This window comes from Nakamurella sp. GG22 (genome assembly GCF_052976845.2).
In genome coordinates this window covers 52,360-68,185 of sequence record NZ_JBRIIO020000027.1, presented here as the reverse complement: position 1 = coordinate 68,185, position 15,826 = coordinate 52,360, and the positions used below count along the sequence as shown (strand labels likewise).

Sequence of the window (15,826 nt, the reverse complement as noted above, 5' to 3'; positions counted from 1 at the left end):
CTCCGACTCAGCCCACGGTTGCCGAGTACCACGGACAAGCACGAATCGATCGGGACGACCACCCGGACATCGCGGTGATCCTGCTCTCCTCGTACGACGAAGCCGAGTTCGCGGACCTCACCGACGACTGCGGCGCGGCCGCCTATGTGTCCAAGTCGTCGTTCGGACCCGACCGGCTGGCCGAGGAGTGGGCGGCCGTCGTGTCGCGCCGCCGGTCCGGGGGTAGCGGAATGACGGCCTGAAGCTGCACGCCGCCGCCGCCGTCGTTGTTCAGCCGGATCTCCCCATCCAGGGCCGCCACCCGGTCGCGCGCGTGCTGCCACCGCAGTTCGTTCGCCGCGTCGCCGGCCACGTCCACGCTGATCAGCAGGTTCTCATCGCGCACGCCAAGGCGAATCGAGCGGGGTGGTCCGGCGCTCGAGACCTCCGCAACGAAGGCATAACCGGCCGCTTCGACCGCCGGGTCGAGCCGCCCGGTGGCCGCATCGTCCACCTCGAGTACGGGACCAGTGGACGAATGGGCAGTGGACGGGCGGGAGGACAGGTACGAGGTCACCGCGGGCACCAGCCCCCGCCGTTCCAGCAGGGCGGGGAACACCCCCCGGACCACCTCCCGCAATTCCTCCAGGGCGCACTCGGTTTCGGCGATCAACCGGTCGAGGTCCACCGTCGCGACATCCGGCCGCCGGCCCAGTTCGGCATCGACCGCAGTCAGGTGCGGGACGACCCGGCGACGGATCGCGTCCGCGAGGCGCGCCCGCGCCTCGTCCTCCGCGCCCACCAGGCGTCGGCGGGACGCCGCGAGCTCGCCCGACCGGCGCTCGCTCTCAGCGACCCGCGCCGCGAGTTCTGCTTCGAGCAGGGCGTTGCGGAATGCCATCCCGGCCTGCGCCGAGACGTCCTCGATCAGCCGTCGCTCGCCGGCGCGCAGGGTCCTGCCCGGCGGCATGGTGATCTCGATGGATCCGACCACCTCGTCGAAGTCCTTGATCGGCAGCACCAGGTCGGGGTCGGGGAGGCCGGCGGGGACCGGTTCCGCGGGCCACCCGGCGCCGGTGACCAGCGAGCACACACCCGGCCGGCGCACGCTCACCCGCACGTGCTCGGCCCCCACCGCGCGGCCGACCGCCTCGGCCACCCTGGACGGAAGCTCGTCCGGCGACGGGCTGTCCGCGAGTCGCCGGCTGAGCGTCGCGAGCGCCTCGTACGGGGCCGCCCGCCTGCCGTACACCAGTTGGTCGGCCAGTCGCAGGACGTGCCGGCGGAGCGGCTGGAAAGCAGCGGCCACCAGGGCGGTCGCGACCAACGACGGCCAGTACAGCGATGCGCCGGGGAGGCCGGTCGCCGTGAGCAGCCAGCTGATCAGCACGACCACGCCGATGTACCCGAGGGTGACGAACGCGGCCAGCACGCCGAGCACGATCGCCCTGCTCAGGATGATGTCGATGTCGTACAGCCGATAGCGGAGGATGGCCACGCCGACCGCGACCCAGACGAAGATGTAGGCGAGGTAGAGCATCTCGGCCAGGACCCACGGAACGGGCGGCGCCAGCAGGGCGCCGACGATGTAGGCGAGCAGGGCGATCCCGACAACGACCGCGGAGGTCAGGATCCACCGCAGCTGCGCGCGGCGGGGCCCGCTCGCCTGCCTCATCCGAAGGACCAGCGCCACGGCACCCAGCGAGAAGGACAGCAACAGCATCAGCACGTCGGCCAGCAGCAGGGCGATGATTGGTCCATCCGGTTCTGTGACCGCACCGGGGATCAGATCGCTCGCCGGCTGGGAGAACAGGATCGCGAGCCGCAGGGCCAACGCGGCGATCGGGAGTGCAATGGCGTATCGCAAGCGGGGGGACAGCGGCCGGCCGTCGGGAGCGATCATGAAGATGATGGCCAGGAAGACCATCGTGTAAGTCCCGTCGAACATCGACTTCAGGTAGGCGCAGATCTGTCCGGCCAGCGGGGCGTCCACGGTGCCCTCGGCCACCAGGACGGTGAACGCGTCCGCGGCCAGACCGATGATGCTGCCCAGCTGCCCGACGACGAACAACCAGCCGATCACGTTCCCGGGGTAGCGGGAGATGATCAGCACGCCGATCCCTGCTCCGATCACAGCGCCCAATCCGACCAGCGGGAAGGCCTGATCGACGAGGACCTTGTGCGAGATCAGCGAATTGGTGGACGCCGCGAGCAGGGCACCCTGCAGGACGAACATCGCGCAGGTGAGGCCGAACAGCGCCCAACCCAGCCTGCGCATGTCAGCGGGCCCCGGCCGTGACGGCGGCCTCATCCACGGGGACGCGTGCCGTGATGGTGGTGCCCACCGGTCCCGATTCGACGGACAGCTCGCCCTGCACCGCCTCGACCCGGTCGCGGATGTTGGCCAGGCCGCCCGCCGGAGCTCGGAGCGCATCGAAACCGTGGCCGTCGTCGGTGATGGTCAGCTCGAGAACGCCCTGGCCGTTCGCGATGTCGATGGCGATATGCCGGGCACCGGAATGCTTGGTGGCGTTCTGTACCGCCTCCAGGCAACAGAAGTAGACGGCCGCCTCGATCTCGGCGGAGTAGCGGGGAAGGTCCGGGCTGGCCACCCGCACCGGGACCGGGCCGTCCGCGACCGCCGCCCTGAGGGCCGCGACGGGTCCCGACTCGGTCAGCAGGCGAGGGTAGAGCCCCCTGGACAGCATGGTCAGGGTGTCGATGGTGGCCGTGGCGGCCCCGGCCTGCGCGGTCAGCAGGGCTGCCGCCCGTTCCGGGGCGCGCGGGGCCAGCGTCTGGGCCAGCCGCAGGTTGACCAGCAGGGCGAGCACCTGCTGCTGTGCCCCGTCGTGGATGTTGCGCTCCAGTCGTTGCCGTTCGGCGTCCTGCCGGCTGACGAGATTCCGCCGGGCCAGCCGGAGTTCTTCGGTGCGGCGGTCGAGTTCGCGCAGTTCCTGTTCGAGTTCCGCACGCAGCCCCGCCACCCGGAGCACCAGCCCGGACTGCGCTGCCAGGCCCGCGAACAGCCGTTCCTCTACCGGTGACAACTCATGGTCGTCATCGACGGTCACCGTCAGCGTGCCGAGCAGTTCGCCCCGCTCCCGGACGGGCAGGCTGTGTCGTCGCCCGTCGGCGGGTGATGCGGTACCCGGGGGCCAGCACGCGGCCAATTCCAGTGCGCCGTTCACCGACAGCCACACTTCCGCCCTGCTCGCTCCGGTCCCCCTGGCCAGCACCGCGGCCATCCGCATGGGAAGGTCCTCCACGGGATAACGACCGGTGACCGAGGTACTGAAATCCGCCAGCACCTGGTACGGCGACGTGTCGTCGACATCGAGCAGACGCGAGAGCTTGGACCTGACAACCTTTCTCACGGGTTCGAAGGCAATGGCCACGACGGCCGTGGCGACCACCGACAGCCAGAGCCCGGGTGTTCCAGGGCGGCCGAGCACGGCGCCCCCGACGGGCACGATCAGCAGGTAGGTGAGGATCACCAGCCCCGCCATCACGGTGCCGGTGAGCAGGCCGAGGCTGCGCGCGCGCACCATTGGATCAGGATCCTCCTCCGGCCGAGTGGCGCAAGCGGGGTTCTGTTCCCTCGATCGGCTGATCCCGGCCGCGCAACCGTGTTCACCGCCCGGGCTGCCCCGACCGCGATGCTTCAATCCCAACCTTCGGGGTCACAACAAGGGGGTTGACATGGGTTATTGGAAAAGACTCTTCGCTGGTGCGCTGACTGTCCTGCTGGCGTTCGTGCTGATCGCACCGGCCGCGTCGGCGGACTCGGTGACGGGCATCGGCACTCTGAACGGGAAGGCCTACCGGGGCGGGGTCGCAGCCAACGGCGGCGTCAGCTATGCGGTCGGCATCCAGGTCTACAAGGACGGATCCGGGCGGATCACCAAGGTTCGCGGCGCGGCCCGGATCACGAAACTGTCGAAAGCACTACGGGTGCAGGTGACGAGTGTTGCCGTGGGCACATCGACGACGGCTCTGGCCAGGAACGCCACGCCGGCCAATTCCGGAACCGCGTCGACGGTGATCAGCTACACGCCGTGGGTGTCGGTCGCCGCCGGCTCGTGCCGCGACTACCGGGCCCGCGGCATCTACAGCGTCCGGTGGACCGACGGCGGGCTGAGCAACCTGAACATCCTGTCGCCGCTGACCAGGGTGTGCGGCTCGAGCACAGTCCCGCCGCGTCCCGCGGACCGCGACTGCGACGACTTCGCCACCCAGGCTCAGGCCCAGGCCTTCTTCGACAAATACTTTCCTTACTACGGTGATGTCGCCCGGCTCGACGCGGACAACGACCGCATTGCCTGCGAGGCGCTGCCGTAATCACTCCTTCGGCGCATCGCGGCTCGACCTGACCGTCACGCGCTGAATTGCCCGCAGCTGCATTCGAGTAATGTTTCCTGCGGCGCGCGTCGAATAAGCCTTGCGATGCGCCGCGGGTCGGGCCAGGCAGTACGGTTCGCCGCGTGAACAGTCTGGTATTGCGTAGCGCCATTGTCGCGGCCCTCGGTGGATTGATCTTCGGGTTCGACACCGCGGTGATCTCCGGGACCACTGCGGATCTCGAAAGAGTCTTCGGCATCAGTGGTTTCATGCTCGGGTTCACCGTCGCCACCGCGCTGATCGGCACCATCGTCGGGGCTTTGGCGGCGGGCCGGCCGGTTGACCTCTTCGGCCGGAAGAAAGTGCTCTACGTCATTGGCGTGCTGTACCTGATCGGCGCGCTGGGAAGTGCTCTGGCACCGAATCTCACGCTTTTCATGCTGTTCCGGTTCGTCGGTGGCATCGGTGTCGGCGCGGCGTCGGTCACGGCGCCGATCTATACCGCGGAAGTGTCGCCGCCCCGATTGCGTGGTCGGCTTGTCGGTCTTGTCCAATTCAATATCGTGCTCGGCATCCTGCTGGCCTATATGTCCAATTACGTCATTGCTCAGGTACTCCCGGATGAAACCGCCTGGCGCTGGATGTTCGGTGTGATGGCGGTGCCGGCGGCCATCTTCCTGCTGCTGTTGCTGACGGTTCCGGAGAGCCCGCGGTGGTTGTTGTCCGTCGGCCGGGATGCCGACGGTGAGGCGACGATCCGCCGCCTCACCTCCAGCGACGCCGAGGCCGAGCAGGAACTGGAGGAGGTGTCCACCTCACTGCGTGCCGCGGAGAATGCGCCGTCGGTGAAGTTCTTCACCCGCGATCACCGCAAGGTGATCCTGCTCGCCTTCGCCATCGCGGCGTTCAACCAGCTGTCTGGCATCAACGCGGTCCTGTACTACGCACCCGACGTGTTCCGGATGGCGGGCGCGGGTGAGAACGCCGCCTTCCTCGAGAGTGTCGCCGTCGGTGGGGTCAATCTGATCGCCACGATGGCCGCGCTCACGGTGATCGACCGGATCGGCCGCCGGAGGTTGATGTTGGTGGGCTCGATCGGGTATCTGATCAGCCTTGGCGGGTTGGCCGTGGTGTTCTTCGTCTTCAACGGGAACTTCAGCGGCGTCTCCAGTGCGCTGGTGCTGGTCGGCATCATGCTGTTCATCGCCTCGCACGCCTTCGGTCAGGGCGCCGTCATCTGGGTCTTCATCTCCGAGATCTTCCCGAACCGCATCCGCGGCCGGGGCCAGTCGTTCGGCAGCCTGACGCACTGGGTGTTCGCGGCGGTCGTCTCCTGGTCCTTCCCCGGCATCGCCTCCGCGTTGGGCGGCGGCGCTGCGTTCCTGCTGTTCGCCCTCTGCATGGTCGGTCAGCTGGTCTGGGTCATCAAGGTCATGCCCGAGACCAAGGGCATCCCGCTGGAGGAGATGGAACGCGAACTCGGGCTGGTGCACTCCGAGGCGATGCGCGACGCGCACGGTGCCCGGCCGCGGTCCAGCTCCGCTGATCACTGAGCGGCGAGCACTGAGCGGATTCTCGGGCGGACCGCAGCACCGCGGCCGCAGCGAGAGCCAACAGCAGGATCTGCACCGCTCCGGCGGCCCGCTGCAGGATTCCCGGCGGCAGCATCAACTCCGGCATCCCGATGACCGCCGGCAGCCGATTCGCGATGAGCGCGGTGCTCAGAACGGCACCGACAGCCGCCGTGACGGCCAGCGGGACCGTGAGCGCGGTGTCCCCGGCGCGGCGCAACGCCCGCACGAGCAGCAACCCGGCAGCCGGCAGCAGCGCGAACACCACGGCCCCGGCGACGAGATGGATGACGGAGGAAGTGTTCTCGGGCGTCCCCGGCATGTTCGTCGGGAAGATCGCGGTGACCAGCACGGCTGCAGCCCAGATCGCCAGCAACAACCGGAGCGCACCGCTCGCCGCCCGCGACTGCAGGGACCTGGCGAGCGCGCCGCCGCCGACCGCCATCGCGCCGGCCGTCATCGCGTAGAGCGGGACGCCGTTCGGGACCGTGACGACGTAGTCGCTGATCGTCCAACCCGCTGGCTCCAACGGCCCGGTCACGCTCAGGTGCAGCATCGTGATCGGCGGCACCGAGGCGGTGGCCGCGACCATCGCGACCTTGGCGGTGTGGCCCGCCGGCCGATCGTTCCGGACGGCCGGAACGGTGCGGGTCCGGTGCAGTTCAATGGTGGTCATCTGCGGCTTCCCGGTGATCAGGTCCCGACGTGGTTGTCGGCGCACAGATGACGTTATGGAATTGAAAAGCTGCAGGTCAGGGCGCTGACCGACCATTTATCCGGGTCAGGGCCGCCATTTTCCGGCGTGTATTTCCCGGTATCACGGAGGGCAATTCCACCGCTCGGGGTGGGGCTGGATCCCCGTGGGGGTGTGCTCACCCCACCCGACCGGTCAGTTCGTGGGATGCGCCGCCAGCCAGTCCTTCGCGCGGCGCGCCGATGCCCGGGACAGCCAGGCGTCCTCGATCACCTCGGCCAGTTCGGAAACGGTCAACTCCGCGATGCGGCTCGCCCGGACCAGCACTGACAGGTGGCCGTCGAAGTGCGCGGTGCTGAAGAAGGGCGTCCGCCGGTCGGAGACGAGCGCCCGCTTGTCCTCCTCGGACGGCACCCAGATCACGATGACGTCGGCGAACCGCTCGCCCGTCTCCGGGTTGACGGCATCCGGTCTGGGGGTGCGGAAGAAGACGAACGACTTGCCCCCGACCGCGTAGACCGGATTGCCGGCCGGCCCCTCGGTGACGGCGACATGCGGCATCGCAGCAGCGATCTCGTGCACGTCCTGGACGCGTGCCGGTCGGTCCGCAGCTGACACCGGCCCAGCGTACGGTCGTACCGTGCCCACCACCAGGACAGTGCTCATCACCGGTACCTCCTCCGGCATCGGCGCGCGGACAGCCGTGGCCGCCGCGACGGCCGGTTGGCGGGTCGTCGCCACCATGCGCGACACCCGCCGCTCGCGAACCCTCCTGGAGGCCGCCGAGCAGGCGGGTGTGCTGGAGCGGATCGACATCCGGCCAATGGACGTGGTCGACCCGTCATCGGTGGGGTCGTGCGTCTCGGGGGTGATCGGCGATCTCGGGATGCTCGACGCGGTGGTCAACAACGCCGGGTCCGGCCACGTCGGCACCCTGGAATTGGAGAGCATCGACGACGTCCGCTCGGTGATGGAGGTCAATTTCTTCGGTGTCCTGGACGTCACCCGCGCCGCGTTGCCGTACCTGCGGGCGAGCGGGGGACGGGTGATCACCGTGACCAGCGTCGGCGGTGTCATCGGGCAGCCGTTCAACGAGGCGTACTGCGCCGCGAAGTTCGCCGTCGAAGGTTTCATGGAATCCCTCGCGCCGGTGGCGGCCGCGGTCGGAGTGGCGGTGAGTGTCGTGGAGCCCGGTGCGGTGGCCAGCGAGTTCGTCGCCAACGTCGGGCTCGACGCCGACCGGTTGACCGCCGAAGCCGGGCCGTACGCCGACGCCCTGACGTCGTACCTGCGCCGCACGGCGGGCGCTTTCGCTGCAGCGCAAAGCCCCGCCGACGTCGCCGACGTGATCGTCTCAGCGCTGAACGCGGACACGCCGGCCTTCCGGGTTCAACCTCAGATGGGGTAAGGGCTTTCGTCGGGGCGAAGATCGCGGATCTGGACGGCAGCAGGATTGTCGGCACGACGTCGCAGTGGCTCAGCTGATCGCGGATCAGCGGCGCTGCGCGGGACCGCCGGCATCGAGGAACGCCAGAACGGCCATCACCCGCCGGTTGACCTCGCCCTCCTCCACCAGGCCGAGTTTCTGGAACACCACGCCGATGTGCTTCTCGACTGCCCGGTCGCTCATGTACAGCGCCTTCGCGATGGCCGCGTTGTTCCGCCCGGCGGCCATCTCGGCCAGCACCTCGCGCTCCCGTTCGGTCAGGTGGTGCAGCGGCGACTTCGCCTCCCGGGAGCGCCGGAACATCAAGCCCTCGACGATCTTCGGGTCCAGCGCGGAGCCGCCCCGGCACACGTCCTGCAGGGCACGCACCAGTTCGTCGACCTGGGAGATGCGTTCCTTCAGCAGATAACCCAGGCCGGCCACACCGTCGGAGAGCAATTCGAAGGCGAGGTCGTCCTCGGCGTACTGGGACAGCACGACGACACCCACCGACGGGTGGTCGACCCGGATGCGTTTCGCGGCGTCGATGCCCTCCGAGGTGAAGGTCGGCGGCATCCGGATGTCGGTCAGGACGGCGTCCGGCTGCAGTTCTCCGACGGACCGGAGAAGCGCCTGCGGTTCGGCGACCACCCCGACCAGGTCGATCTCGTCGACCTCTGCGAGCAGCGCGGACGTGCCTTCCCGGACGAGGTAGTTGTCCTCGGCGAAGACGACCCGTATCGCCACGGGGCGGACTCTAGTCCTGGTGGACGAGATCCGCGGCTTGCTCAGCGAGCAGTTGAGCGGCGATGGCCGTTTTCAGGTCGAGGTGATCAGCACTGCCAGCGCGCTGATCGGACGCTGCCGGCCGAACCCGGCCAGAAGATCAGCGCGGCGGCCACTAGACCGGTGGCATCGCAATATATGAGCAGCGAATCGGCGACTGCCGCCCGGCGAGCACCCAATGACGCCCTGACCGAATGCCAGGGACAGCACACCACGACGAGAATGACGATCTGGATCCAGCGCCGGTCGCCGGGGCTGAGCAAACAGCAGCACAAACCGGCTCTGCACCGCCACGGCAGGACTTTCCGTGATCGGGCCCCTTGCACACCTCGCCCTTTCACAGGTCAGGTTCAACGCGATCAACGTCAGCACCAGGTCGCCGACGTCTCCGTGTTCATCACCGAATGACTGCGACGGTGCGATAGCCTCGCCCGGTGAGCGAGCCGCGATTGCCCGCGCCCGCTCCGCACCGCGAACGGGCCGTGCGACCCGAGATACAGGCCCTTCGGGCGATCGCGGTCCTCCTGGTCGTGATTTACCACTTCTGGCCCGCATGGGTGCCAGGCGGCTACGCAGGCGTCGACGTCTTCTTCGTCATTTCGGGATTCTTGATCACGAGGCACCTTGTGTCCGAGGCCGACCGCCGAGGAAAGATCGCGCTCGCTTCCTTCTGGGCCCGTCGAGCCCGACGGCTGCTGCCCGCGTCCCTCCTGATCATCGCAGTCTCGGCGATCGGGACCGTGCTATGGGTACCCCGCACGCTTTGGGACCAGTTCTCGAAAGAGATGGTCGCGTCTACGTTCTACGTCGTGAATTGGCAGCTCGCGCGCGACTCCGTCGACTACCTCGGTGCCGAGAACGATGCGTCGCCCGTTCAGCACTACTGGTCCCTCTCGGTAGAAGAACAGTTCTACCTCGTCTGGCCTCTGCTCATCCTGGTGGCCCTCATGATCGCCGCCCGATTCACGATCGCCGGCGGGCACCGCCGGGTCGCCCTCCTCGTCCTGTCGATCGTCACGGTGGTTTCCTTCGGCGTGTCGATCGTCCTGACACGAACCGACGCCCCGCTCGCGTATTTCGTGACCCCGACACGAGTGTGGGAGTTCGGTGTCGGCGGCATCCTCGGCATCCTCGCGACAAGGCTGGCCTCGGACTCGGTGACGCGCGCAGTCGTTGGCTGGGCAGGCGTCGCAGGCATTATTGCGACCGGGCTCTTCTACAACGCCCAGACCCCGTTTCCCGGGTACCTTGCGGCCGTTCCGGTGGCGTCCACCGCGGCCGTGATCTGGGCCGGTGGATCGGTGCTCGCGTGGTCGTCAACGGCGCTGTCCCGGTTCAGGCCCGCTGGGTTCTTCGGCAACGTCTCCTACTCCCTCTACCTGTGGCACTGGCCGCTCATCGTCATCGTTCCTTTTGCGCTGGGGCGGGAGCTGAACGCCCTCGACCGGTGGATCCTGCTCGTCAGTTCCATAGTGCTGGCTTGGATGACAAAGCGTTACGTCGAGGATGTCATGCGGACCAACCCGGTCCTGATAGCCCGGGGTCCTCGTCGGACCCTCCTGCTCACCGCGGCCGGAATGGCCGTAGCGTGCGTCGTGCCAGCGGCCACCTTCCTCTCCGCCCGCTCGGACCTCGCCGCGAGCAAGGTCGAGGTCGCGGGTTATCTGACGAGCGAACGCGACTGCTTGGGAGCCGCGGCCATGCTCGCCGCGCCGTGTGATGACCCCGCGATGGCAGGCGTCCTCATCCCTCGCCTGGCGGCGCTGAAGGACGACAAGGGCAACGCCTACGACTGCTACCCGGGCGTGCCGCCGAGCGGTGAGCTGCTGAAGTGCGCCTCGTGGGGGTCGGACCGTCCCGACGCCGTCCGCGTCGCTATCCAGGGTGACTCGCATGGCGCGATGCTGACCCAGGCGATCATCCCCCTCCTCGAGGATCTGAACTGGCACCTCGATGCATACAACGCGCAGGGCTGCGGGTGGCGCACGATCGAGCGCTCCCCTGGTACCGCTCCCCCGAAACCGAACCAGACAGATGCCGACTGTTCAGCCTTCCGCACCGCTGTCAACGACCGCTTTCTCAACGGACAGCGGTACGACGTCATCTTGGTCACCAGATATCGCGGTGTCGACGTGACGGCCCAGCAGGTCGACGCACTCGCGGCGGACCAATCCGCCGTATGGACACCGGTTGTCGAGCGTGGCACGCGTGTCATTGCGATCGCCGATAACCCGGCGGTGCCTGACGCACTCAGCAACTGCGTGATCGAAGACGTGACGAAGGGCGGGGACGGCAGCCGCTGCGTCATCCCGGAGGTCGAGGGTATGAAGTCGCCCGACTCGATGGCCCTGACAGTGGCCCGCACCCCCGGAGCCGACCTCATCGACCTGTCCGACCTTTATTGCGTTGACGGGGGGTGCCCGATGGTCATCGGTAACGTCATTACTTACCGCGACTCTCACCACCTGTCGGCAACCTATGCGAAAACCGTGGCTCCGATACTGGTGGACCGAGTCCTGCAACTTACAGGTGGTGACCGTACTGGTAGGTGACGCCGGGATCAGCCTGCCAGAGCGCCGACCGTGGTGCTGCGGCGTTCGACGAGAAACGACATCCCGCCGGCGCCCGTGCTGAGACTCACTCGTTCACGGTTGCCGATGACGCGGAAACCGACCCGCCGGTGCAAAGCCATGACGGGCCGTATCAGTAAAAGTCTCTGGTGTCCATCACATTTCGCAGCGGCTCGTCGTCGAGGAAGCGGCGGAGGTTGTCCGCGAACAACTCCGCGATCCGGCGGTCCTCCGCCTCGTTCAGCGCGGCCGTGTGCGGTGACACGAGCACGTTCGGCAGGTCCCACAGCGGAGAGTCCGCCGGCAGCGGCTCGACCGCGAACACGTCGAGGTATGCGGAGCCGACCTGGCCGGACCGCAGCGCGTCGATCAGGGCCGGCTCGTCGATGACGGTGCCACGTCCGACGTTGACCACCACGAGCCCGGGCCGGGCGGCGTCGAGCACCGTCCTGTCGATCAGCCCGGTGGTCGCATCGGTGCCGGGCAGGGTGACGACGACGGCATCGGCCCGGCTGATCGCCTTGGCCAGATCCTCGGTGCCGTACACCTCGTCGACATGGTCGACGGGTTCAACGGTGCGCTTCACACCCAGCACCGTTGCACCGAAAGCCTTGAGCAGCCGAGCGGTCTCGGTGCCGATACCGCCGAGTCCGACCACCAGCACGGTCTGCTCGCCGACCTGACCCAGCGGCCGGCGCCCCGGCCACTCGTGCGCCGCCTGCTGGCGCTGCAGCCCGGGCAGGTCCTTCGCGCCGGCCAGCACCCCGAACAGCGCGAACTCGGCAAGCGTCCCGCCGTGCACGCCGGCCGAGGTGGTGAACTGCACGCGGTCGAGTTCCTCGGCGGTCAGTCCGGCGGCCTTCACCTGGGCGCCGCCGCCGGCGGCCATCGTGTGCACCCAGCGCAGTCTCGGATTCGCCCGCACCGCGGGGGCCAGTGCCTCGGATCTGGTGTCCGGGATGCCGTACAGCACATCGGCTTCGGCCAGTAGGGCGTCGAAAGCGGCTTGCTGGTCGGGAGTCCGGTGGAACGTTGGGTCGCCGTCGTGATCCCCGGGGTGTCGCATCGGCGGCAGCAGGGCGTCGTCGACGAGCAGTTCGATGCCGGGGTCGACGCTGGTGATCAGGTGCCGGAGGTCGGCGGGCAGGGGAGTGGCGATGGCCACCCGGATCGGGGTCATGCCGGTGTGTTCCCCGTCGCAGGTGTCCCATCACCGGTTCTCGCCGGCGCCGAACGCTGCTCCAGCCTGCCGAGGACGGGATAGATCACCGCCGGGACGATCCAGCACCGTTGCGCCCAACTGGGGGACACCAGGTAGGCGACCGGTATGGAGCCGAGGAAGACCACCGGCAGGATCGCGGCACCCAGCAGCGCCCACTTCTTCTCGCGCGGGCTCATCCGGGTGCCGCGCAGGCCACGCCGGTCGGCGTCGAACACGACGATGAACTGCATCAGGTAGGTCCCGGAGATCACCACTGCGTAGACGGCCACCGGCAGCGGGAGGTCAAGCTTGCCGAGCGCCTCGGTGGTGAACGGGATGAGCACGCCCCCGAACATCACCGCGCAGTTGAGCAGGATGCCGCGTCCGTCCAGGGCCGCGAAGCTGGTGACCTCTCGGTGATTCGCCCGCCAGAACGAGACCACCACGATGAAGCTGATCGCGAAGGCCAGCAGCGATGGTCCGTTGGTTTCCAACAGCGCGTCGAGGCTGGACCACGCGTCGGGCGAGAAGTCGTCGACGGTGGTGATCAGCAGCGTGACGGCGAAGGCGAAGATCGCGTCGAAGAAGGTGACCGCTCTGGCGAACTCCAGCGCGTCCCGGTCGAACCGGGCCGGAGTGGTCATCGGGACATCATGCCAGCGGGCCGGTGACCTGGAAGGTCACCGGCCCGATTGGTCAGTGCGGTCGGTCAGCGTGCGTAGGACCGGCGCTCTCGCGTGCTGCCGTGCCGATCGCTGCCGTGCCGCTCGCCGTTGCGGGTCGGGCCGGTCCTGCGCGGTCCGCTCGGGGCCGACCTGGGTACGCCGGCGCGGCGGCCGTCGTAGTCCCCGGAGTCCAGCTCCATGCGCAGCGACTGCCCACTGACCTTGGCCGCGGAGATCCGCCCGACGACGGCGGGTGACAGCTGGCCGGCGATCTCGACGGTGGAGAAGGTGTCGTAGATGTCGATCCGGCCGAGGTCCTTACCGTTCAAGCCGCCCTCGGCGGTGATGGCGCCGACGATGCCGCCGGGCCGCACACCGTGCGTGTGGCCGACCGCCACGCGGTACCGCGGACCGATCGGATCGCGGCGCCGCGCGCCGCGCTCGCCGGTGGACCTGGCGGGGCCGCGCTCGTCCCGCTCGGGGGCGAAGGACGGCGTCGACTGACGCTGCTCGGCGACCGAGCCGTCGTCACCGGCGGCCAGCGCCAGCAGGGTTGCCGCCAACTCGCCCGCGGTCAGGTCCTGCTCGGACAGGAAGGTGGCGACCGCCTGGCGGTAGTGCGCGAGCGATCCGCCGCCGAGCCGCTCGACGGCCTTCTCCAGCACCCTGGTCGCCTTGTGCGCTGCCACGTCGGCGGCGGTCGGCGGGGTGATCTGCTCGAGGGTGTTGCGGGTGGCCCGCTCGATCGCCCGCAGTCGGCCGATCTCGCGCGGGGTGAAGAACGTCAGCGCGTTGCCGGTCCGGCCGGCGCGGCCCGTCCGGCCGATGCGGTGCACGTACGCCTCGGGCTCGCCCGGTGCGTCGAAGTTCACCACCAGATCGACCCGCTCGACGTCGAGCCCGCGGGCGGCGACGTCGGTGGCGACGAGTACGTCGAGCCGGCCGTCACGCAGCCGTTCGATGATCCGCTCGCGTTCCTTCTGCGGGACGTCGCCGTTCATCGCGGCCGCGGACACGCCGCGGGCCAGCAGATCGGCGCCGACCTGGTCGCAGGCGTCCTTGGTGCGGACGAACACGATGGTGGCGTCACCGTCGGAGACCTGGAGGATGCGGGTCAGGGCGTCCACCTTGTCCCGGAACGGGACGATGGCGTACGTCTGCCGGACGGCGTCCACGGTGGACGACTGCCGGGACACGGCGATGTCCACCGGGTCGGACAGGTGCTTGCGGGCGATGTTCCGGATGGCCGGCGGCATCGTCGCGGAGAACAGGGCGGTCTGCCGCTCGCCCGGGGCGTCGGTCAGGATGCGGTCGACGTCCTCGGCGAACCCCATTCGCAGCATCTCGTCGGCCTCGTCCAGGACCAGGAACTTCAAGCCCGACAGGTCGAGCGTGCCGCGCTCGAGGTGGTCGATGATCCTGCCCGGAGTGCCGACGACGACCTGCGCGCCGGCGCGCAGGGCGGCGCGCTGCGGCAGGAAGCTGGCGCCGCCGTAGATCGGCACCACCTGGACGGCCGGGAGGTGCGCGGCGAACGTGCTGATCGCCTCGGCGACCTGGACGGCGAGCTCGCGGGTCGGGGTCAGGACGAGTGCCTGCACGCCGCGTCGCGGCTCGATGGAGGCCAGCAGAGGCATGCCGAACGCGGCGGTCTTGCCGGTTCCGGTCTGCGCGACGCCGGTGATGTCGCGACCTGACAGCAGTGCCGGGATGGCAGCTGCCTGGATCGCGGTGGGGATGTCGAAGCCGAGGTCGGCGGCGGCGCGGAGCAGCGCCGGCGGGAGGTCGAGGTCGGTGAAACGCGGGCCGGAATCTGCCATCTCCTCGTCGAGGATCACCTGGTCGGCGGGCAGATCGGTGTTGATCAACTCGGAGTCGATCGAGACCGAGTTAATCGATTCAGTGACGAGCATGGTCGAATCAAGAGCAGCAGCGGAGGACATCAAAACCAATCATCGTGGACAGGAGCGTCGGGAACCGGCCCGGTTGGCGGGTTCCTGTCGCAGTCCCGAATGATGAGAAATCCGTCGTCGAGAGCGGCGCGACACACTCCAAGAACGTCTCATCGTAACCGACGGCGACGATCATCCGAAAGTGAGGTCGCCCACGTGCCCCGTTGGGAGAAAGATCGCGGGCGTTGTCGAAACGTCCACGGGTGCTCCGTCTGGATCGATGACGGCGTCGCAGCGGGCGACCTATCGAACTTTGACATTCGAGGCAGTGACGAGGAGAGCGCATGCCCAAGTACCTGATGGTGATCGTCGAGCGCGAGACGGCGTACGCGGAGGGCGGTGAGGCGGCATTCGCCGAGTCGATGCAGCAACACAACGCTTTCGCGAAGGAAGTGGCGGAGGCGGGCGCCACGATGCTCGGCGGTGAGGCGCTGCAGCCGACGTCGACGGCCAGCTATCTGCGCGGAACCCGGACGGCCGAGGTGCACACCATCGACAATCCGTTGCCCGAACTCAAGGAAGTCGTCGGCGGCTACTACCTCGTGGAGGCCGCCGACGATGCCACCGCGTTGGAGCTGGCCAAACGCTGCCCTGCGCCGTACGGGTACGTCGAGTTGCGGCCGATCTGGGAGATCGGCGGCTGA

The 15,826-nt window shown here is 68.5% G+C and carries 13 protein-coding genes and 2 pseudogenes; 7 read left to right on the top strand and 8 right to left on the bottom strand.

The window, feature by feature from the left end; all coding sequences use genetic code 11:
• Positions 1–242 (top strand): annotated as a pseudogene (locus ACVBEQ_RS22645) (hypothetical protein); the annotation flags it as partial.
• Here ACVBEQ_RS22645 and ACVBEQ_RS22640 read toward each other — a convergent pair.
• Both ACVBEQ_RS22640 and ACVBEQ_RS22635 read right to left on the bottom strand, forming a co-directional pair.
• A complete protein-coding gene (locus ACVBEQ_RS22640; protein ID WP_447155660.1) occupies positions 143–2,257 on the bottom strand; it encodes a sensor histidine kinase in 2,115 nt (704 codons plus the stop codon). The pseudogene ACVBEQ_RS22645 and the gene ACVBEQ_RS22640 overlap by 100 nt on opposite strands.
• Position 2,258: 1 nt before the next feature.
• Positions 2,259–3,527 (bottom strand): sensor histidine kinase, encoded by a 1,269-nt coding sequence (locus ACVBEQ_RS22635; RefSeq protein WP_447155659.1) that lies wholly within the window; start codon positions 3,525–3,527, stop codon positions 2,259–2,261.
• Between the two features lie 151 nt (positions 3,528–3,678).
• Between ACVBEQ_RS22635 and ACVBEQ_RS22630 the strand changes: the two genes are divergently transcribed.
• Positions 3,679–4,317: an excalibur calcium-binding domain-containing protein gene (locus ACVBEQ_RS22630; protein WP_447155658.1), complete on the top strand. Its 639-nt coding sequence runs from the start codon at positions 3,679–3,681 to the stop codon at positions 4,315–4,317.
• Between the two features lie 143 nt (positions 4,318–4,460).
• Positions 4,461–5,870: a sugar porter family MFS transporter gene (locus ACVBEQ_RS22625; RefSeq protein WP_447155657.1), complete on the top strand. Its 1,410-nt coding sequence runs from the start codon at positions 4,461–4,463 to the stop codon at positions 5,868–5,870.
• A gap of 55 nt (positions 5,871–5,925) precedes the next feature.
• Here the strand turns inward: ACVBEQ_RS22625 and ACVBEQ_RS22620 are convergent.
• Both ACVBEQ_RS22620 and ACVBEQ_RS22615 read right to left on the bottom strand, forming a co-directional pair.
• Positions 5,926–6,480 (bottom strand): annotated as a pseudogene (locus tag ACVBEQ_RS22620) (DUF998 domain-containing protein); the annotation flags it as partial.
• 297 nt (positions 6,481–6,777) lie between these two features.
• On the bottom strand, positions 6,778–7,143 hold the full coding sequence (locus ACVBEQ_RS22615; RefSeq protein ID WP_447155663.1) for an MmcQ/YjbR family DNA-binding protein: 366 nt from the start codon (positions 7,141–7,143) through the stop codon (positions 6,778–6,780).
• Positions 7,144–7,222: 79 nt separating this feature from the next.
• On the opposite strand from ACVBEQ_RS22615, the gene ACVBEQ_RS22610 reads away from it, so the two are divergent.
• Positions 7,223–7,990: an SDR family NAD(P)-dependent oxidoreductase gene (locus tag ACVBEQ_RS22610; RefSeq protein WP_447155656.1), complete on the top strand. Its 768-nt coding sequence runs from the start codon at positions 7,223–7,225 to the stop codon at positions 7,988–7,990.
• Between the two features lie 84 nt (positions 7,991–8,074).
• On the opposite strand, the gene ACVBEQ_RS22605 is transcribed toward ACVBEQ_RS22610, so the two are convergent.
• Positions 8,075–8,755, bottom strand: coding sequence for a response regulator transcription factor (locus ACVBEQ_RS22605; protein WP_447155655.1), 681 nt, complete (start codon positions 8,753–8,755; stop codon positions 8,075–8,077).
• A 19-nt stretch (positions 8,756–8,774) separates the two neighbouring features.
• Here ACVBEQ_RS22605 and ACVBEQ_RS22600 point away from each other — a divergent pair, with 19 nt between their 5' ends.
• Together ACVBEQ_RS22600 and ACVBEQ_RS22595 are read left to right on the top strand one after the other, a co-directional pair.
• Entirely contained in the window at positions 8,775–8,936 is a 162-nt protein-coding gene (locus tag ACVBEQ_RS22600) for a hypothetical protein (protein ID WP_447155654.1), read from the top strand.
• Between the two features lie 292 nt (positions 8,937–9,228).
• Complete coding sequence (locus ACVBEQ_RS22595) at positions 9,229–11,346, top strand: acyltransferase family protein (RefSeq protein ID WP_447155653.1); 2,118 nt, start codon at positions 9,229–9,231, stop codon at positions 11,344–11,346.
• A 151-nt stretch (positions 11,347–11,497) separates the two neighbouring features.
• Here ACVBEQ_RS22595 and ACVBEQ_RS22590 read toward each other — a convergent pair whose 3' ends face one another.
• The 3 genes from ACVBEQ_RS22590 to ACVBEQ_RS22580 form a co-directional block, all read right to left on the bottom strand.
• A complete protein-coding gene (locus ACVBEQ_RS22590; RefSeq protein WP_447155652.1) occupies positions 11,498–12,544 on the bottom strand; it encodes a D-2-hydroxyacid dehydrogenase in 1,047 nt (348 codons plus the stop codon).
• Entirely contained in the window at positions 12,541–13,209 is a 669-nt protein-coding gene (locus ACVBEQ_RS22585) for a TMEM175 family protein (RefSeq protein ID WP_447155651.1), read from the bottom strand. The genes ACVBEQ_RS22590 and ACVBEQ_RS22585 overlap by 4 nt, the downstream gene beginning before the upstream one ends.
• A gap of 65 nt (positions 13,210–13,274) precedes the next feature.
• On the bottom strand, positions 13,275–15,143 hold the full coding sequence (locus ACVBEQ_RS22580; RefSeq protein ID WP_447155650.1) for a DEAD/DEAH box helicase: 1,869 nt from the start codon (positions 15,141–15,143) through the stop codon (positions 13,275–13,277).
• 323 nt (positions 15,144–15,466) lie between these two features.
• Here ACVBEQ_RS22580 and ACVBEQ_RS22575 point away from each other — a divergent pair, with 323 nt between their 5' ends.
• Positions 15,467–15,826: a YciI family protein gene (locus ACVBEQ_RS22575; protein WP_447155649.1), complete on the top strand. Its 360-nt coding sequence runs from the start codon at positions 15,467–15,469 to the stop codon at positions 15,824–15,826.